Annotated in this window: 15 protein-coding genes and 5 tRNA genes; 14 read left to right on the forward strand and 6 right to left on the reverse strand. The window is 69.7% G+C overall.

The window, feature by feature from the left end; translation table 11 throughout:
- Window positions 1-7: 7 nt before the first annotated feature.
- From OG332_RS31445 to OG332_RS31465, 5 genes are all read right to left on the reverse strand, one after another.
- Window positions 8-3,190: a sensor histidine kinase gene (locus OG332_RS31445; protein WP_327416623.1), complete on the reverse strand. Its 3,183-nt coding sequence runs from the start codon at window positions 3,188-3,190 to the stop codon at window positions 8-10.
- Window positions 3,191-3,523: 333 nt separating this feature from the next.
- A complete protein-coding gene (locus tag OG332_RS31450) occupies window positions 3,524-4,108 on the reverse strand; it encodes a GTP-binding protein (protein WP_326587834.1) in 585 nt (194 codons plus the stop codon).
- On the reverse strand, window positions 4,089-4,481 hold the full coding sequence (locus OG332_RS31455; protein ID WP_030037344.1) for a DUF742 domain-containing protein: 393 nt from the start codon (window positions 4,479-4,481) through the stop codon (window positions 4,089-4,091). Before OG332_RS31455 ends, OG332_RS31450 begins: the two co-directional genes overlap by 20 nt.
- A 152-nt stretch (window positions 4,482-4,633) precedes the next feature.
- Window positions 4,634-5,047: a roadblock/LC7 domain-containing protein gene (locus tag OG332_RS31460; protein WP_030708442.1), complete on the reverse strand. Its 414-nt coding sequence runs from the start codon at window positions 5,045-5,047 to the stop codon at window positions 4,634-4,636.
- Between the two features lie 9 nt (window positions 5,048-5,056).
- On the reverse strand, window positions 5,057-8,671 hold the full coding sequence (locus OG332_RS31465) for a sensor histidine kinase (protein ID WP_327416624.1): 3,615 nt from the start codon (window positions 8,669-8,671) through the stop codon (window positions 5,057-5,059).
- Between the two features lie 578 nt (window positions 8,672-9,249).
- On the opposite strand from OG332_RS31465, the gene OG332_RS31470 reads away from it, so the two are divergent.
- The 10 genes from OG332_RS31470 to OG332_RS31515 all read left to right on the forward strand — a co-directional run bounded on the left by OG332_RS31470 (window position 9,250) and on the right by OG332_RS31515 (window position 13,804).
- Window positions 9,250-9,438 carry a hypothetical protein gene (locus OG332_RS31470; protein ID WP_327416625.1) on the forward strand — a complete coding sequence of 63 codons (189 nt, stop codon included), beginning with the start codon at window positions 9,250-9,252 and terminating at the stop codon, window positions 9,436-9,438.
- A gap of 96 nt (window positions 9,439-9,534) precedes the next feature.
- Window positions 9,535-10,323, forward strand: coding sequence for a fumarylacetoacetate hydrolase family protein (locus OG332_RS31475; protein WP_327416626.1), 789 nt, complete (start codon window positions 9,535-9,537; stop codon window positions 10,321-10,323).
- Window positions 10,316-11,791, forward strand: coding sequence for a glutamate--tRNA ligase (gene gltX / locus OG332_RS31480; protein WP_327416627.1), 1,476 nt, complete (start codon window positions 10,316-10,318; stop codon window positions 11,789-11,791). The genes OG332_RS31475 and gltX overlap by 8 nt, the downstream gene beginning before the upstream one ends.
- 127 nt (window positions 11,792-11,918) lie before the next feature.
- Window positions 11,919-12,437: a DUF4241 domain-containing protein gene (locus tag OG332_RS31485; protein ID WP_327416628.1), complete on the forward strand. Its 519-nt coding sequence runs from the start codon at window positions 11,919-11,921 to the stop codon at window positions 12,435-12,437.
- A gap of 54 nt (window positions 12,438-12,491) precedes the next feature.
- Window positions 12,492-13,220 (forward strand): HAD family hydrolase, encoded by a 729-nt coding sequence (locus OG332_RS31490; RefSeq protein ID WP_327416629.1) that lies wholly within the window; start codon window positions 12,492-12,494, stop codon window positions 13,218-13,220.
- 86 nt (window positions 13,221-13,306) lie between these two features.
- Window positions 13,307-13,378 (forward strand) — tRNA-Gln (locus tag OG332_RS31495).
- 27 nt (window positions 13,379-13,405) lie between these two features.
- Window positions 13,406-13,478 (forward strand) — tRNA-Glu (locus OG332_RS31500).
- 61 nt (window positions 13,479-13,539) lie between these two features.
- Window positions 13,540-13,612, forward strand: a tRNA-Glu gene (locus tag OG332_RS31505).
- Window positions 13,613-13,636: 24 nt separating this feature from the next.
- A tRNA-Gln gene (locus OG332_RS31510) sits at window positions 13,637-13,708 on the forward strand.
- A 23-nt stretch (window positions 13,709-13,731) separates the two neighbouring features.
- A tRNA-Glu gene (locus tag OG332_RS31515) sits at window positions 13,732-13,804 on the forward strand.
- A 197-nt stretch (window positions 13,805-14,001) separates the two neighbouring features.
- Here the strand turns inward: OG332_RS31515 and ndgR are convergent.
- A complete protein-coding gene (gene ndgR / locus OG332_RS31520) occupies window positions 14,002-14,718 on the reverse strand; it encodes an IclR family transcriptional regulator NdgR (protein WP_007266782.1) in 717 nt (238 codons plus the stop codon).
- 184 nt (window positions 14,719-14,902) lie between these two features.
- Between ndgR and leuC the strand changes: the two genes are divergently transcribed.
- The 4 genes from leuC to OG332_RS31540 all read left to right on the forward strand — a co-directional run bounded on the left by leuC (window position 14,903) and on the right by OG332_RS31540 (window position 18,093).
- The gene (gene leuC, locus OG332_RS31525; RefSeq protein WP_327416630.1) at window positions 14,903-16,327 is read left to right on the forward strand and encodes a 3-isopropylmalate dehydratase large subunit; all 1,425 of its coding nucleotides are present in this window, start codon (window positions 14,903-14,905) and stop codon (window positions 16,325-16,327) included.
- A 3-nt stretch (window positions 16,328-16,330) separates the two neighbouring features.
- Window positions 16,331-16,924, forward strand: a complete 594-nt coding sequence (gene leuD / locus OG332_RS31530) for a 3-isopropylmalate dehydratase small subunit (protein WP_327416631.1) — start codon at window positions 16,331-16,333, stop codon at window positions 16,922-16,924.
- Window positions 16,925-17,061: 137 nt separating this feature from the next.
- Window positions 17,062-17,289 carry a hypothetical protein gene (locus OG332_RS31535; RefSeq protein WP_030009267.1) on the forward strand — a complete coding sequence of 76 codons (228 nt, stop codon included), beginning with the start codon at window positions 17,062-17,064 and terminating at the stop codon, window positions 17,287-17,289.
- 144 nt (window positions 17,290-17,433) lie between these two features.
- Window positions 17,434-18,093 carry an HU family DNA-binding protein gene (locus OG332_RS31540; RefSeq protein ID WP_327416632.1) on the forward strand — a complete coding sequence of 220 codons (660 nt, stop codon included), beginning with the start codon at window positions 17,434-17,436 and terminating at the stop codon, window positions 18,091-18,093.
- Window positions 18,094-18,260 lie beyond the last annotated feature (167 nt).

Here is an 18,260-nt window from a genome sequence, read left to right on the forward strand (position 1 = left end):
GCTCACACTAACGCTCCTGGTCATAGCTGTTACTTGACTGCTCAGAACCCGCGTTGCGTCCCTGCTGGACACCTCGCCGCAGGTTGCTCAACCTGCCGCGGACGTCCTCCGGGGCGCGGGAGACCTGGGGGCCGCCCTGCGGGGTCGTCTCCGCTGCGCCCTCGACCAGGTTGGCCTTGGGCACGCGCCGAGGGAGACCGGACGGGGTGACCCCGCCCGCCTTCGGCTCACGGAGTTTGGCGGCCTGCTGCCAGCGCTCGTCGTTACCCGAGCGCCAGTCGGTGCCGCCTTCCTTCCCCTGCTCCGGAGCGGCGGGCTGCTGCTGACGCGGCGACCGCTGTTCGAAGAGAGATCCGGTGGACTCCGCTTCCTGCTGTGCCGGCTGCCACTGCTGCTGGCTGCCGCGGCGCGGCAGGCCCGCTCCGGTCATCGCGTGACCGGTGTCGGCAGCGGCTCCCGGACGGTCGAAGCCTACGCGTTCCGCGGCCGGTTCGGGGACGGCCTGGGATTCCGATTCAGTCCCGTAATCCTGCTGGTAGGCAGCCGGATACGTGTTCTGATCGGGCCACTCGGCCTGCTCCGACCGGGCTTCGTAGCCATTGTCGTAGCCCTGAGTGGCCGGCTGCTGGTCCGGGTAGCCGTCTTCCGTATAACCGTAGTCCTGCTGCGGGTACGCCTCGTAGCCCTGCTGTGCCTGCTGAGCCTCGTAGGAGGTGTCGTAGGCCTGCCCGGACTGCTGCTCGTAGCCCTGGTACTCCTGGTACCCGTGCTCCGGCTGTGGTTCCGGATACTCCTGGGCAGGCTGGTCGGCGTACTGCTGCTGATCCTGCGGGTAGCCCACCTGGGCCGCCAGCGCGGCTCGGCGCTCCTGCTGTCCCAGGGACCGGCCGACCGGGTCGGCCGGGAGGCCGTCGGCGCCCTGCTGGTCGTACCGCGAGTCGTCGAAACCGAGTTCGGCGGCGGTGCGCAGCGGGGCGGCCTGCAGGGTCTTCTGCTCCGGGATGATCTGGGAGACCGTGAAGTCGTCGTCCGGCATGCCCTCGCCACCGCCACCGTGGGTGATGGCGTCGGGGAGCATGACCAGCGAGGTGGTGCCGGCCGCCTCGCCCGAGGGGCGCAGCTGGACGCGGATGCTGTGGCGGTCCGCCAGCCGGCCGACCACGAACAGACCCATGCGCTGCGAGATCGCGGCGTCCACGGTCGGCGGGTTGGCCAGCTTGTGGTTGATGTCCGCGAAGTCCTCGGCGGTGAGGCCGATGCCCTTGTCGTGGATCTCGACCATCACGCGGCCGTCCGGAAGACGGGTCGCGTTGACGCGGACCTTGGTCTGCGGGGAGGAGAACGTGGTGGCGTTCTCCAGCAGCTCGGCGAGCAGGTGCACGAGGTCGGTCACGGCCTGGCCGTGGATCTCGGCCTCGGAGACGCCCGAGAGCTCGATGCGCTCGTACTGCTCCACCTCGGAGGAGGCGGCGCGCAGCACGTCGACGAGGGGCACCGGCTGGTCCCAGCGGCGGCCCGGCTCCTCACCCGCGAGGATGAGGAGGTTCTCGCCGTTGCGGCGCATGCGGGTGGCCAGGTGGTCCAGGCGGAAGAGGTTCTCCAGCTGGTCCGGGTCGGCCTCGTTGTTCTCCAGCTCGGTGATGAGGGTCAGCTGGCCCTCGATCAGCGACTGGTTGCGCATGGAGAGGTTCGTGAAGATCGCGTTGACGTTCCCTCGCAGGAGCGCCTGCTCGGCGGCGAGCCGTACGGCTTCCCGGTGGACCTGGTCGAAGGCGCGGGCGACCTCGCCGATCTCGTCCTGGGAGTCGATGGGGATCGGGTGGACACGGGTGTCGACCTTGCCCGGATCGGTGCGCGAGAGCTGGTCGACGAGCATCGGCAGGCGCTGCTCGGCGATGTCGAAGGCCGAGCTGCGCAGGCGGCGCATCGCGCGGCCCATCTGGCGGGCCATGAGGCCGGCCATGATGAAGGCGGCGAGCAGGGCCACGACGACGATGGCGCCGTTGACGATCGCGTCGGTACGGGCCTCGTCGGAGACCGCGACGGCATCCTTGACGGCCTTGTCGAGGAGTTCCCTCTCGATCTCGTCGTAGCCGTCGAACTTGGCGGTGGCGGCGGCCTGCCAGAACACGGGGTTCGTCCCGTTCTCGGCGAGCTTCTTCCTGCTCTCGCCGCTGGCGATCGCCTCGGTCATGCCGAGCAGCGGGTTGCCGTTGGGGGCGGGCGGCGGCACGAAACGGGTGCCGGCCGCCTCGGCCTGGTGCTTGGCGTCGGCGAGCTTGGCCTTGCCCTCGTCCGACTTCTTGCCCATGACCTCCTTGAGGCGGTTCACGTCGTCCTCGGTACCGGCCGCGACGTACTCGCCGATGGCGATTTCCTCGAGGTACGCGTAGGAGGAGAAGGCGACGAGCTGGGCCTTGCGCACGTTCTCGTCCGTGCTGGGACGGACGAGCAGGTGGGTGCCGACGGAGCGCTGCAGCGAGTTCGCTGCCTTGGCCAGCTGGACCGCGTAGACCATGCGGCCGTACGAGGTCACGTTGCCGGTGCCGAGACCGAGCTCGTTGGCGAACTGCATGAGGTAGTGCTCTACCCCGACGTAGCCCTCTTCGGTCGGGATGGGGCCCCCCGCGGTGGGGAGGTTCTTCTTGGGGGTCTCGAAGGCGGCCTGGTAGGCCTTCTCGCGGACTTCCTTGAGTTTGGGCTCTTCCGCACGGAAGAGGCTCAGGCGTCGCTCCAGGCCCTGGTTCTTGGGCATGTCCTGGACGGCCTTGTCGAACTTCTCCTTGGCCCCGGTGGTGACCGCGTAGGCCTTGCTGACCTGCTCGGAGTTGGTCTGGCCGTTCAGGAGGGGCTCGGCCGTGAGGTCACGCTCGTTGAGCAGTGCCTGGCTGTATTCCGAGGCCGCCTGGACGACCCGGGCTATCTGCTCGGCGTCCTTGGCCTCGTTCCACTGGTCGACGGAGCCCTTCACCTGGAAGCCGCCCATGACCAGGCCCACGAGGGCCGGCACGAGCAGGATGGCGTTCAGGCGGGTCGGCACCCGCCAGTTGCGGGGCGAGAATCTGCTGGTGCTCCCGGGGCGTGCGGGTGGCTCCACGGGCACGTCGACGGGCGACGCGGCCGCTCGCGGCGGCGGGGTGAAGTTGCCGCGCGCGGGTTCAACCGCGGGGCTTGCGTTGCTTCGCCTCACTCGACCAACAACCTTCCGGCGGTGCTACTAGCTAGTTCGTTGAATTCCAGCACGGTTAACGGCCGTGTTCCAAACAGTTGGAATCAGCCATTCCAAGATCCTTATGCCCCACGTAAATCGGACATAAAGAACGTCCTGCGGCAAAAATAGGGGAAGTCGTGCGCGTAGCGGCACCAACCGAACGCACCCCGTGGCCGACTGGCGGCAATTGTCTGTCGAAACGTTATGAACCGAGAGGGCGGGCCGTGTCCTATGACACAGCCCGCCCTCTCACGTTGTGAAGAACCCGTGGGACTTGAGTGGTGCCGCTTGAGCCGGGCCGCCTGCGTGGTGTTACTTGAGACGCGCCATGAGGGCGTGCTCGACGAGCGTGATGAGCGCGCTCTTGGCGTCCGCGCGGTGGCGGGCGTCCGTCGTGATGATGGGGGCGCCGGGGCCGATCTGCAGCGCTTCGCGGACTTCTTCCGGGGTGTACGGCTGGTGTCCCTCGAAGCCGTTGAGGGCAACGACGAACGGCAAGCCGCTGTTCTCGAAGTAGTCGACCGCGGGGAAGCAGTCGGCGAGGCGGCGCGTGTCCACGAGCACGACGGCGCCGATGGCGCCGCGGACCAGGTCGTCCCACATGAACCAGAAGCGGTCCTGACCCGGGGTACCGAAGAGGTACAGGATCAGGTCCTGGTCCAGGGTGATGCGGCCGAAGTCCATGGCGACCGTGGTGGTCGTCTTGTCACCGGTGTGGGTGAGGTCGTCGATGCCGGCGGAGGCGCTGGTCATGACGGCTTCGGTGCGCAGCGGGTTGATCTCGGACACGGCTCCGACGAACGTGGTCTTGCCCACGCCGAAGCCGCCCGCCACCACGATCTTGGCGGAGGTGGTGGAGCGAGCAGGAGCCGCTCCGCTAGATGTTCCGAAGGCCACTGAGCACCCTTTCGAGCAGCGTTACATCCGGCGTGCCGCCGGCCTCTCCATTGCCCGGCTGGTGGATGGCCACCATTCCGGCCTCCGCCAGGTCGGCGACGAGGATCCGGGCGACACCGAGCGGCATCGACAGCAGCGCGGAGACCTCCGCGACCGACTTGACCTCGCGGCACAGGGTGCAGATGCGCTGGTGCTCCGGGAGCAGGCCGGACAGGTGCATCGGATCGGCGGTGGTGCTGACCAGCGCCTCGATGGCGAGCTGGTAGCGGGGCCGGGTCCGGCCGCCGGTCATCGCGTACGGACGCACCAGCGGCTGATCGCCTTCCGAGTACGAATCTCCGTACGCATCGGGGTAGGCGGGGGGCGGGGTCATGGATCCTCCGGGCTGGACAGCAGTGGTCAGCGTGCCGTCTGACGGGGCGGCCGGTGGGGGGGACTGTATGACGGCCTGGCGGGGGTACTGGATTTCGGGGCGGGGCCCCGGTCTCCCGGCCGGTAGTACCGTCCGGCCGGGAGATTGGGAAGTCAGCCGAGCAGGCTTCCCTGCAGTTCGGCGCGCAGGTCCGGAGTGAGGACACTGCCCGCGCGATCCACCAGAAGGGCCATCTCGTAGCCCACGAGTCCGATGTCGCACTCGGGGTGCGCCAGTACGGCCAGCGAGGATCCGTCCGAGACGGACATGAGGAAGAGGAATCCCCGGTCCATCTCGACCACGGTCTGGTTGACGGCGCCGCCCTCGAAGATGCGGGAGGCACCGGCGGTCAGCGAGGTCAGTCCGGAGGCCACTGCCGCCAGCTGATCGGCGCGGTCACGGGGGAATCCTTCGGACATCGCCAGAAGGAGTCCGTCGGCGGAGACCACCACCGTGTGGGACACCCCTGGGGTGTTGTCCACGAAGTTGGTGATCAACCAGTTCAGGTTCTGTGCCGCCTGGCTCATCGAACTCAACTAACGCTCCTGCTGGTAAGTGGGGTCGATGTGGTAACTGCCGGTCGCCGGTCCGTTGTTGCCGGCCTGACGGCCCTGCTGGAAACCGCGTCGGAGGTTGGTCAGACGGCCGCGGACGTCGTCCGGCGCCCGCGAGACCTGGGGACCCGCCGTCTCCTCGGCCTGCTGCTGCGCGGTGCCGGCCACGAGGTTCGCCCGCGGGACCCGGCGGGGCAGCCCCGAGGTCGTGATGCCGCCGGCGGCGGGCTGGCGCACGCGCTCGGCCTGGCGCATCAGCTCGTCGTTCGGCGAGGACTTCCAGCTGACGGTCGGCATGCTGCCGGTCGCCGCGGGCTCGGCCGCCTGCTCCTGGCCGCGCTGCGGCAGCTGCTGCTGCGCCGGAGCTGCCGCAGCGGACTGCTGCGGCTGCTGAGGTACGCCCGGTCCCTGCGCGGGGGGCTGCTGACCCTCCTCGCGGAACCAGTTCGACTCCAGCGTGTCGAATATCGGGCTGCGGCCGTCGCCGGAGCTCTGGGCCGGCGGCAGGGCCTCCGGCCGATGAGCCTGCGGCAGTCGCGGGGTCTCCGGGCGTGCGGGCGGTACGGGTGCGTACCCGCCGCCGGGCTGCGGAGCCTGCGGCTGCTGCGGGGCCTGGGGCTGCTGACGGGCGAATCCGCCGACACCGGGGCCGCCGGGCCGCTGGGCCTGGTAGCCCGGGCGCTCGAACTGTCCGGTGGTGGACGGGTCCACCGAGCCCCGCACGTCCGGACGCTCGAACTGTCCGGTCGTGCTGCCCGGGCCGTCGCCCTGCGGCATCGGGGCGTTGAAGTCAGGGCGGGCGAACTCCGCCGTCGAACCGGGGCCCGAGAGCTCGTCGTGGCCGCGGGCCTGGTCGGCACCCCAGCTGGTGGTCTGCGGGCCGGGAAGCTCCGGACGCGGGGCACCGCCGCGCGGCGGCAGCTGCGGGCGGGCACCGTTCGGAGCCTGAGCGCCCGACTGCTGCTGCTGGGGCTGCGGCTGCTGAGCCTGCTGCTGCTGCGGTCGCTCGAAGCCGTTGCCCTGCGGGAACCCGGACGGACCGGACGCCGAGGGCGACGAGACCGGACGGGCCTGCGGGCCGCCGCCGAATCCGCCGTTGGCGACCGGACCGCGGGCCGGCAGCGGCCCACCGGCGCCGAAGGCACCCTGGCCCTGCCCCGCACTGGTCGGACCCTGCTGCGGACGGCCACCGGGAGCACCCGGGCCGCCCTGCTGCGGAGGCCGCCCGCCCTGCGGGCCCTGCGGACGCTGACCGGCGCCGTCGCGGCCCGGGAGGGCGGCGCGCTGGCCGCCCGCACCGACCTGACCGCGCTGCGGACCCGCGCCCACGGGCGGCCGTGCGGCCGCACCGGGCACGGAAGCCTGCCCGCCGGGGGCGCCCTGGGCGCCCCCGGGGCCGCCCTGGCCCGGCATCGGACCCGGCTTCTTGCCGCCCTGGGCGACGTCCACCGGCAGCATGACGAGGGCCGTCGTACCGCCCGAGTCGGAGGGGCGCAGCTGGATGCGGATGCCGTGTCGCAGGGACAGGCGGCCGACCACGAACAGGCCCATGCGGCGGGAGACGGAGACGTCCACGGTCGGCGGCGACGCGAGCCGCTCGTTGATCGCGGCGAGGTCCTCGGGGGAGAGGCCGATACCGGTGTCGTGGATCTCGACGAGCACGCGGCCGTCGGGCAGCGCGTGACCGGTGACCTTGACCTTGGTCTGCGGGGAGGAGAACGAGGTGGCGTTCTCCAGCAGCTCGGCGAGGACGTGCACGAGGTCGTTGACGACGCGGCCGGCGACATCGGTGCCGGGCACCGAGGACAGCTCGACGCGCTCGTACTGCTCCACCTCGGAGGCGGCGGCACGGAGCACGTCGACCAGCGGGACGGGGCGGGTCCACCGGCGGCCCGGCTCCTCGCCCGCGAGGACGAGGAGGTTTTCGCCGTTACGGCGCATGCGGGTCGCGAGGTGGTCGAGCTTGAAGAGCGAGGAGAGCTGGTCCGGGTCGGCCTCGCGCGACTCCAGTTCGGAGATGAGCGACAGCTGACGCTGGATGAGGCCCTGCGAGCGGCGCGAGAGGTTGGTGAACATCGCGTTGACGTTGCCTCGCAGGAGGGCCTGCTCGGCGGCGAGGCGGACGGCCTCGCGGTGCACGTCGTCGAATGCCGCGGCCACCTGGCCGATCTCGTCGCGGGTGTGCACACCGACCGACTCCACGGACGTGTCCACGTCCTGCGGGTCGGACTCGGACAGCTGCTTGACGAGCTCGGGCAGCCGGTCCTGCGCGACGCGCGTCGCGGTGTCCTGCAGGCGGCGCAGCGAGCGGATCATCGAGCGGGCCATGACGAAGGCGCCGACGAGGGAGACGCCGAGGACGAGGAGGATCAGGGCACCGTTGATGATGGCGTCCTGCTGGGCCTCGTTCTTCAGCTCACGGGCCTTCTGCTCCATCTCCTCGAGCAGGGTCAGCTCGATGACCTTCATGGCCTGGAGCTTGGTGCCGTCGGCGTCGTACCAGTCCAGCCAGGACCGGTTCTTCTCGCGGAGGAAGGCGTCCTGGCTGGTCAGCACGCGGCGGGCGTAGTGGTCGGCGGTGGAGATCTCCGAGTTGCTGTCGCCGAGGCCCGCGAGGAGCTCCTCGGTCCGGCCCTGGTAGACGAGCTCGAAGGTGGTCTTCGCCTGCTGCTCGCCCTTCTGGGCGGAGAGGGCGTAGAGACGGTCGTTCTCCTCCAGCTTGCCCTGGCGCTCGTTGGTGTCCGGGAGCGAGGCGGCGATGATCGCGCGCTGGATGGAGGCGTACTCCTTGGCGGCGGAGAATGCCGCCAGGGCGCGCGTGCGCTTGATCATCTCCGGGTTGGAGGTGGCCTGCGCCATGTCCTGGGAGAGCGAGAGCAGCGAGACGATCATCGCGTTGTACTCGCTGACGGTCTGCTGGGCGCCGTTGATGTACGCCTTGTCGCGGACCGTCTGGATGTTCGCGAGCTGACGGCCGATCTGCAGGACGTTGTTGCGGATCGACTTGAGGGCGTCGTCCTTCGCGCCCGTGCTGTCGACCTTGTCGGTCGCGGCGGCGAAGGACTTGGCGGCGGTGTCGGTCTGCTGGCGGACGACGTCGACCTGGCTGGTGCTCTTGCCCTTGGAGAGTGAGAGCGGACCCGCGGAGAGGTCGCGCTCCTCCTGGAGCATGGCGGCCAGGTTGGTGGCCTGCCGGGTCATCGTCGTCAGCAGCTGCATGTGCTCCAGCTGCGCGATGTCGTTGAGCGAGTCGTTGATGCGGAAGCCACCGAGCGTGGTGGCGGCGACGACCGGCAGGGTCAGCAGCGACACGAGTCGCGTGCTGATGCGCCAGTTCTGCATGGCGAGACGAGAGCCGGGCCCACTGGGGGCCTTCGGTATCGCCACGTCCTGCTCGGCCGGCCCGGCCTTGGCCTTGCCTGCCTTGGCGGTCTTCCCACGGCCCTTCGCCTTCACCGCGGCGGAGGAGTCGGGGCCTGCGCCCTCGACAGCCGGCCCGCGGTTCTGGGCGTGCTGGGGCGAGGAGCCACGGTCGGTCCCGCCGCGCGGCTCCTGCTCCGCCGCAGCGCTGCCATCCCTCTTGAATCGTCCCTGCACTAGCGTCGCAACCTCTGGACCAGGCGTCCCGCCGGGCGACCGGTGGGACGGTGTCGAGTCGTGGGGCACGTGCGGCCCCATGGTGGTCGTCGGTGACCGGCGCGTCTCCCTCTCCTTGACACCGCGCTCGGCGCTGAGTCGCGCCACCTGCGCGCCGGCTGATTCCCGCGGCGGTCCCGCGAATTCCAGCACAGTGGAGGATCTCCAACAAGGTGCGCGTGTCGGCCCGGAGAGTCGATTACCTCTGGTGACGGATTTGCTACGCGATGTGCGACCACATTCGGTAGAAACCGGACTTACATCATCCAAACAACATGGCTGGCAAGGTGTCCCAGTCGAGATGATCAGGAGCGGAATGGCGCATTCAGTGGCGCAATGTCCGTTTCGACGGGCGCGGTTGGCTGTCCATTGTGTCGCGAATGTCTGGCCACGGGTGAGCAAACTCACACAGCCGTGGCCATTACTTCCTGGTTCGGCGGGGGATTCAGATGTTTAGCCTTGCCCCTTAAAGGGTTGGCGCCAGGGTTGGTGCATCGACAGCCGACACTCACAGATCGAACCGAGGACCCCGAACTCCCATGAAGACGACGATGATGTTCCGCAACATAGCCAACCCCCGCCGCACCACCCTCGCGCACCTCAAGGACGCCGAGGAACTGCAGGCGGCGCCGGCCACCCCGGAACACTCCGTCGAGCTGCCGACGCAGACCGCCAACCCGCGCCGCACGATCCTGATGGACGCACCGGTCGCCGCCGCCGCGCAGTAGCCGCACGGCTGCGGAACGCGAAGCGCCCCTGCCCACCGCGTTAGCCTGGGTCCGCAGACTCCAGCCAGCGGACATACAGAGGGGCAGACGCAACACGTGCGCATCGCCAGGTTCTCGATCGACGGCAATGTCGCGTTCGGCGCGGTCGAGGGCAGCACCGCCCCCGGCGACGAAGCGACGCTCGTGCTCGACATCATCAAGGGCATCCCGTTCGCGGACTTCGAGCTCTCGGGCACGAAGGTCCCGCTGAGCAAGGTCCGGCTGCTGCCGCCCGTGCTCCCGAACAAGGTCGTGGCCATCGGCCGCAACTACGCGGAGCACGCGGCGGAGCTGGGCAACGAGGTCCCGGACGCCCCGATCACCTTCTTCAAGCCCTCCACCTCGGTGGTCGGCCCGGGCGACCCGATCACGTACCCCTCCTTCTCCCAGGACCTCCACCACGAGGCGGAGCTCGCCGTGGTCATCGGACGCATGTGCCGCGAGGTCCCCAGGGAGCGCGTCAAGGACGTGATCCTCGGCTACACCTGCGCCAACGACGTCACCGCGCGCGACGTCCAGCAGCGGGAGAAGCAGTGGGCCCGGGCCAAGGGCTTCGACAGCGCCTGCCCCCTCGGTCCCTGGATCGAGACCGACCTGGACCCGGGCGACCTGACCATCCAGTGCACCGTCAACGGCGAACAGCGCCAGCTCGGCCGCACCAGCGACATGGTCCGCTCCATCGAAGACCTCGTCGTCCACATCACCGAGGCCATGACGCTGCTCCCGGGCGACGTCATCCTCACGGGGACCCCGGCCGGAGTCGGCCCCCTGAACGTCGGCGACGAGGTCGCCGTCACCATCGAAGGCATCGGCACTCTCACCAACAAGGTGATCAAGCGTGGTTAACGGACCTGTCCGCGTACGTTTCTGTCCCTCCCCGACCGGCAACCCCCACGTGGGCCTGGTCCGCACCGCCCTGTTCAACTGGGCGTTCGCCCGCCACCACGGCGGCACGTTCGTCTTCCGCATCGAGGACACCGACGCGGCCCGCGACTCCGAGGAGTCGTACGACCAGCTGCTCGCCTCGCTGCGCTGGCTCGGCTTCACCTGGGACGAGGGCCCCGAGGTCGGCGGCCCGCACGCCCCGTACCGCCAGTCCGAGCGCATGGACATCTACAAGGACGTCGCGAAGAAGCTGCTCGACGGCGGCTACGCGTACCACTGCTACTGCACCACCGAGGAGCTCGACGCGCGCCGCGCGGCCGCCCGCGCGGCCGGCAAGCCCTCCGGCTACGACGGCCACTGCCGCGAGCTCACCACCGTGCAGGTCGAGGCGTACCAGGGCGAGCACCGCCCGGCGATCGTCCGCTTCCGGATGCCCGACGAGCCGATCACCTTCACCGACCTGGTCCGCGGCGAGCTGACCTTCACCCCGGAGAACGTGCCGGACTTCGGCATCGTCCGGGCCAACGGCGCCCCGCTCTACACGCTGGTCAACCCGGTCGACGACGCGCTGATGGAGATCACGCACGTCCTGCGCGGTGAGGACCTCCTCTCCTCGACCCCCCGCCAGATCGCGCTCTACAAGGCGCTGATCGAGCTGGGCGTCGCCAAGTCCACCCCCGCGTTCGGGCACCTGCCGTACGTGATGGGCGAGGGCAACAAGAAGCTCTCCAAGCGCGACCCCGAGGCCTCGCTCAACCTGTACCGCGAGCGCGGCTTCCTCCCCGAGGGCCTGCTGAACTACCTCTCGCTCCTCGGCTGGTCCTTCTCCAAGGACCAGGACGTCTTCTCGATCGAGGAGATGGTCCAGAAGTTCGACATCGACGGCGTGAACGCCAACCCCGCGCGCTTCGACCTGAAGAAGGCCGAGTCGATCAACGGCGACCACATCCGCCTGCTCGACCCGAAGGCCTTCGCGGACGCCTGCGCCCCGTGGCTGCAGGCCCCGCACGCCAACTGGGCGCCCGAGGACTTCGACGCCGAGGCCTGGGAGCGCATCGCCCCGTACGCCCAGACCCGCGTCACCGTCCTGTCGGACATCACGGCCAACGTCGACTTCCTCTTCCTGAAGGAGCCGGTCGAGGACCAGGCCTCGTGGGACAAGGCGATGAAGGGCGAGCCGGCGGCCCTCCTGACGACGGCGCGCGAGAACCTGGCGAACGCCGACTGGTCGGACCCCGAGTCCCTCAAGCAGGCCGTCCTGACCGCCGGCGAGGCCCACGGTCTCAAGCTCGGCAAGGCCCAGGCCCCGGTCCGCGTGGCGGTCACCGGCCGCACGGTCGGCCTGCCGCTGTTCGAGTCCCTGGAGATCCTGGGCAAGGACCGCTCCCTGGCCCGCATCGACGCGACGCTGGCCAAGCTGGCCGCGTAGCACTCCCGTACTCCCCCAGCTACCGCTGGGAGGGACCCCCACCGCAGGGGGCGGCAGCCGAACTCCGGCCGCCGCCCCCTGCGGCGTTGCCGGAGGCGGGCCCTGGCTGGTCTCCGGGAGAACGATCATGGCATTTCACCCAGGGCTCCGCCTTCGCCTACGACGACGGCATGACGGGGCCCTCGCCCCGGTCGTCATCGGCGACGTGACCCTGCCCACGGGCCGGGTCGTCGCCTGCGACCCCTTCGTCTGCCTCGGCGAGGGCGAAGCCGAGCCGTTCAGTGTCGTGGTGGACCCGGCCCGGTACCGGGCGGAGGCCGCGATCGCCACGCTGGTGCGCCTCGGCGTCCCGGAGGGACCCCGCCCGCACACCCGGGTCGCCGCCGCGCGTCTCGTGATACGGGACACGCCGACCGTGCGCTGGGAGATGGCCGTCGCCGAGGGCCAGGACCCCGCCGTCCTCGGCGAGGACGAGTTCTACGGCTACGGCGTGGACGCGGGCACCGGCTGCTTCCACGACGCCGCCGCCGACGGCTCGTTCCCCGGCACCGAGGACGAGGAGGGGGCGGTGTGGGCCGCCATGGAGGCGGTCGGCGACGGCCCTGGGTCGGACGTGACGCCGAGGGCCGGGTCACCTGTTTCGTGACGGACTTCCTGGTCGTGCCCACGGCGAAGGTGCCCGCGGCGTAGGCTCGGCCCCATGCCGATCCGCGCCGTGCTGTGGGACATCGACGACACCCTCTTCGACTACACGGGGGCCGATGCCGCCGGGCTCGCGCGGCAGCTGGAGACCGAGGAGCTCGCGGACCGGTACGGGACCCCCGTGCAGGCGCTCGCGCTGTGGCGGGAGATCACCGACCGTCACTGGGCGCGCTTCGCCGCGGGTGAGGGGACGTTCCAGGGGCAGCGGCAGGACCGGGTGCGGGAGTTCCTGGAGCTGCCCGGGATGACCGCGGACGAGGCCGGCGCCTGGTTCGACCGGTACGTCGAGCACTACAAGGCCGCCTGGGCCGTCTTCCCCGACGTCGTGCCCGTACTGGACGCCCTCGCGGCCGGCTACCGGCACGGGGTGCTCTCCAACTCCTCCACCGCCAACCAGGACCCCAAGCTGCGTCACCTCGGGCTGCGCGACCGCTTCGAGGTGCTGGTCTGCGCGGTCGAACTCGGGGTCAGCAAGCCCGAGGCGGCGGCCTTCCTGGCCGCGTGCGAGGCGCTCGGACTGCCGCCGGGCGAGGTGGCGTACGTGGGGGACCAGCCCGAGATCGACGCGCGCGGGGCCCGTGACGCCGGGCTGCTGGCGGTCTGGATCGACCGCGACGGCGGTCGCGGGCCCGGGCCCGGCGGCGCGCACCGCATCGAAGGCCTTGACCAGCTCCCGGAGCTGCTGGCAGGGGATACCCGTTTTGGAGCACGGTCAGGCATCCGGTAATGTTCTTTCTGCGCCGCCGGAGCGGGCCGAAAGGCCGGACGGAGGCGCCACCCAAAGAAAAGCCCCCGCAAGGGGTTGACTTTTGGTGGGGTATAGTGTAATTGGCAACACGAGGGTTTCTGGTTCCCTTATTCTAGGTTCGAGTCCTGGTACCCCAGCGCAGTGCAGTAGTAACGCAGTGCTTTGCCCCCGTTGTGTAGCGGCCTAGCACGCCGCCCTCTCAAGGCGGTAGCGCCGGTTCGAATCCGGTCGGGGGTACAGATCCTTCCCGCGAGATCTCCTGGGTCGCACCCGGACGTCTCGAAGCAGGATCGCTAGGGCCCCCGTTGTGTAGCGGCCTAGCACGCCGCCCTCTCAAGGCGGTAGCGCCGGTTCGAATCCGGTCGGGGGTACTGTTGGTCTGGTCTAGACCACTTTGGGCTATAGTGTAATTGGCAACACGAGGGTTTCTGGTTCCCTTATTCTAGGTTCGAGTCCTGGTAGCCCAGCGCAGTAACAGCAGCACCAGCTAGCCCCCGTTGTGTAGCGGCCTAGCACGCCGCCCTCTCAAGGCGGTAGCGCCGGTTCGAATCCGGTCGGGGGTACGCATCGAAGAGGCCCTCCGCGTTCATCGCGGAGGGCCTCTTCGCTTTGCGTTCACGCACGTCGTGAGCGCTCGACCCGCGGACGTGTGCGCGGATGTAAGTGCGGGCCCGGAGGCGCGTGTTCGGACGTGTGCGGCGTCGTACGCGCCCCCGGGCCCGGGGGACGGATGGGGGAAGGCCTTCGGGCCGGGAGGTGCTCAGCCGGAGCGGCGCAGGGCCTCCGTGAGGCGTGCGGCCGCGTCGATGACGGCCTGGGCGTGCATCCGGCCCGGGTGGCGGGTCAGCCGCTCGATCGGCCCGGAGACCGACACGGAGGCCACCACGCGGTTCGACGGCCCGCGCACCGGCGCCGAGACGGAGGCCACGCCGGGCTCCCGCTCGCCGATCGACTGCGCCCAGCCGCGGCGTCGTACGCCCGAGAGCGCCGTCGCCGTGAAGCGCGCGCCCTGCAGCCCGCGGTGGAGCCGCTCGGGCTCCTCCCAGGCCATCAGGATCTGCGCTGCCGAGCCGGCCTTCATCGGGAGCGTCGAGCCCACCGGGACGGTGTCCCGAAGGCCCGACAGCCGCTCCGCGGCCGCCACGCAGATGCGCATGTCTCCCTGACGGCGGTAGAGCTGCGCGCTCTCGCCCGTCACGTCGCGCAGGTGGGTGAGTACCGGTCCCGCCGTGGCCAGCAGACGGTCCTCGCCGGCCGCGGCGGCGAGCTCCGCCAGCCGCGGACCGAGGATGAACCGGCCCTGCATGTCCCTCGCCACCATCCGGTGGTGTTCCAGTGCCACGGCAAGGCGATGTGCCGTGGGTCGTGCGAGCCCTGTCGCCGCGACCAGCCCGGCGAGGGTGGCCGGACCGGACTCCAGTGCGCTCAGTACCAGAGCTGCCTTGTCGAGAACGCCGACGCCGCTAGAGTTGTCCATGAAACGATATTCGCGTCTCACACTGTGAAACGCAAGTTCAATTTTTCCAAGAACCAGCGAGTCTGTATGTGCGGGTCCACGAACCACTGGGTCCGAGCCGTCGTCCAGGACGTGGGGTACGGACGATGCGGCGCACAAGATCTCTATGAAGCGCCGGCACAACCGGCCGGCCGGAGGGAAAGCGATGGGTAGGACACTCGCGGAGAAGGTCTGGGACGACCATGTCGTCCGGCGCGCCGAAGGCGAGCCCGACCTCCTCTTCATTGATCTGCACCTGCTGCACGAGGTGACCAGCCCGCAGGCCTTCGAGGGTCTGCGTCAGGCCGGCCGCAAGGTCCGACGCCTCGACCTCACCATCGCGACCGAGGACCACAACACCCCCACCATCGACATCGACAAGCCGATCGCGGACCCGGTCTCCCGGGCCCAGCTGGAGACGCTGCGGGCGAACTGCGCCGAGTTCGGCGTCCGCCTGCACTCGCTGGGCGACGTCGAGCAGGGCGTCGTCCACGTCGTGGGACCGCAGCTGGGGCTGACCCAGCCCGGCACCACCGTGGTCTGCGGTGACTCGCACACCTCCACGCACGGCGCCTTCGGTGCGCTGGCCTTCGGCATCGGCACGAGCCAGGTCGAGCACGTGCTGGCGACGCAGACGCTGCCGCTGGCCCGCCCGAAGACGATGGCGATCACCGTCACCGGCGCGCTGGCCGAGGGCGTCACCGCGAAGGACCTGATCCTGGCGATCATCGCCAAGATCGGCACCGGCGGCGGCCAGGGCTACATCCTGGAGTACCGCGGAGAGGCCATCGAGCAGCTCTCGATGGAAGCCCGCATGACCATCTGCAACATGTCGATCGAGGCCGGCGCCCGCGCGGGCATGATCGCCCCCGACCAGACCACCTTCGACTACCTGCAGGGCCGCGACCACGCCCCCGAGGGCGAGGACTGGGACGCGGCGGTCGCGTACTGGAAGACCCTGCGCACCGACGACGACGCGGTCTTCGACGCGGAGGTCGTCATCGACGGCACCGCGCTGTCCCCGTTCGTCACCTGGGGCACCAACCCGGGCCAGGGCGCGCCGCTGTCGGCCAACGTCCCCGACCCGGCTTCGTACGAGGACGCTTCGGAGCGCATGGCCGCCGAAAAGGCCCTGGAGTACATGGGGTTGACCGCCGGACAGTCGCTGCGCGACATCAAGGTCGACACCGTCTTCGTAGGTTCCTGCACCAACGGCCGCATCGAGGACCTGCGCGCCGTGGCCGGGATCGTCGAGGGCCGCAAAGTCGCCGACGGCGTACGGATGCTGGTCGTCCCGGGCTCGGTCCGCGTCGCCCTGCAGGCCGTGGAAGAGGGCCTGGACAAGGTCTTCAAGGAGGCCGGCGCCGAATGGCGGCACGCGGGCTGTTCGATGTGTCTGGGCATGAACCCCGACCAACTGGCGCCCGGTGAACGCTCCGCGTCCACCTCCAACCGCAACTTCGAGGGCCGGCAGGGCAAGGGTGGGCGCACTCACCTGGTCTCCCCGCAGGTGGCCGCCGCCACCGCGGTGCTGGGCCATCTGGCCTCGCCCGCCGACCTGTCCGCCGCCGATGCGACCGCCGGAGTCTGAACCATGGAAGCCTTCACCACCCACACCGGCCGGGCCGTCCCGCTGCGCCGCAGCAACGTCGACACCGACCAGATCATCCCGGCCCACTGGCTGAAGAAGATCACCCGTGACGGGTTCGAGGACGGGCTCTTCGAGGCCTGGCGCAAGGACCCGGAGTTCGTCACGAACCGCCCGGAGCGCGCCGGCGCGACCGTGCTGGTCGCCGGCCCCGACTTCGGTACCGGCTCCTCGCGCGAGCACGCCGTCTGGGCCCTGCAGAACTTCGGCTTCAAGACGGTCATCTCCTCCCGCTTCGCCGACATCTTCCGTGGGAACTCGCTGAAGAACGGTCTGCTGACGGTCGTGCTCCCGCAGGAGACCGTCGAACGGCTGTGGAAGCTGACCGAGGCCGACCCCACCGCCGAGATCACGGTCGACCTGGTCGACCGCCAGGTGCGAGCGGAAGGCGTCGTCGCGGAGTTCGAACTCGACGACAATGCCCGCTGGCGTCTGCTGGAGGGCCTGGACGACATCTCGCTCACCCTTCAGAACGAAGCGGACATCGCTTCGTACGAAAGCGTCCGCCCGGCCTTCAAGCCGCGCACGATTCAGGCCTGATTCCTGCCTGATCAGCGCTTATTCACCCCCGGGTGATCACATCGGCAACACTGTGCCCCCCGCCTTCCGGCGGGGGGCACAGCCGTTTGTTGAGGCCCCGTGAGGCGACAACTCGCCCCAGATGGCACAATCTGTGCATGGAACGCGACAGTCAACTCGAGCTCTACGAACTCGTCGCGGACCGGCTGAAAGAAGCACACACACGGGTGCGCTCACTGCAAGTCCCGGAGGGCGTAAGGATGGCGCTGTCCCGGAAGCTGTTGGTCGTCACGGCCGCGGCGAAGCACGATCTCGCCGATGCGGCAAGGCGCCTGGACAGGTTGATGAAGGACCTCGACGAGGGTCGATTCCCTGAAGGCGACTGATGCGAAGGAACTCCGTAACGGCCTCCAGCGTTGCGGCACTAGGGTGATTAGCCCGTTTCGTGTTTGATTTGCGGTATATATCCGCCTAACGTGCGAAATAAGCTTGAACACATTCGTTCTGGCGAAGTCTCCGAAGGGGAAGACGTGAACAAGGCGCAGCTCGTAGAAGCGATTGCCGACAAGCTGGGCGGCCGCCAGCAGGCCGCGGATGCTGTCGACGCGGTACTGGACGCGATCGTCCGCGCTACCGTCGCGGGCGACCGGGTCTCGGTCACGGGCTTCGGCTCGTTCGAGAAGGTCGACCGTCCGGCCCGTTACGCCCGCAACCCGCAGACGGGAGAGCGCGTCCGGGTCAAGAAGACCTCGGTACCCCGATTCCGCGCCGGCCAGGGCTTCAAGGACCTGGTCAGCGGCACCAAGAAGCTGCCCAAGGGCGGCGAGGTGTCGGTGAAGAAGGCGCCCAAGGGCAGCCTCACGGGTGGCGCCTCCGCGACGGTCAAGAAGGCCGTGGCGAAGAAGGCCACCACCGCCAAGAAGGCCGCGGCGAAGACCGCGGTCGCGAAGAAGGTCGCCGCCAAGAAGACCACCGCGACCGCCAAGAAGGCGGCGGTGAAGAGCACGGCCACGGCGAAGAAGGCCACGGCCACCGCCAAGAAGGCCACAACCACGGCGAAGAAGACCACCGCCGCCGCGAAGAAGACCGCCCCGGCGGCCAAGAAGGTCACCGCCGCGACGAAGGCGCCCGCCAAGAAGACGGCGACGCGCAAGGCCACCGCGAAGAAGACCACGGCCCGCAAGAAGTAGGGGTACGGGTCACACACGCCGGGCCGGCTTCCCCCTGCTGGGGAAGCCGGCCCGCGGTGCGTTCAGTCGCAGGTCAGGAGGCCGGGAGGTCAGAAGGTCAGAAGGTCTGCAGCGTCACCAGGGTGATCCGCAGGCCGGCACCCTCGCCGTCCGTCTCGATCCGGACC

It is taken from the genome of Streptomyces sp. NBC_01233 (assembly GCF_035989305.1).
GTDB lineage: Bacteria > Actinomycetota > Actinomycetes > Streptomycetales > Streptomycetaceae > Streptomyces.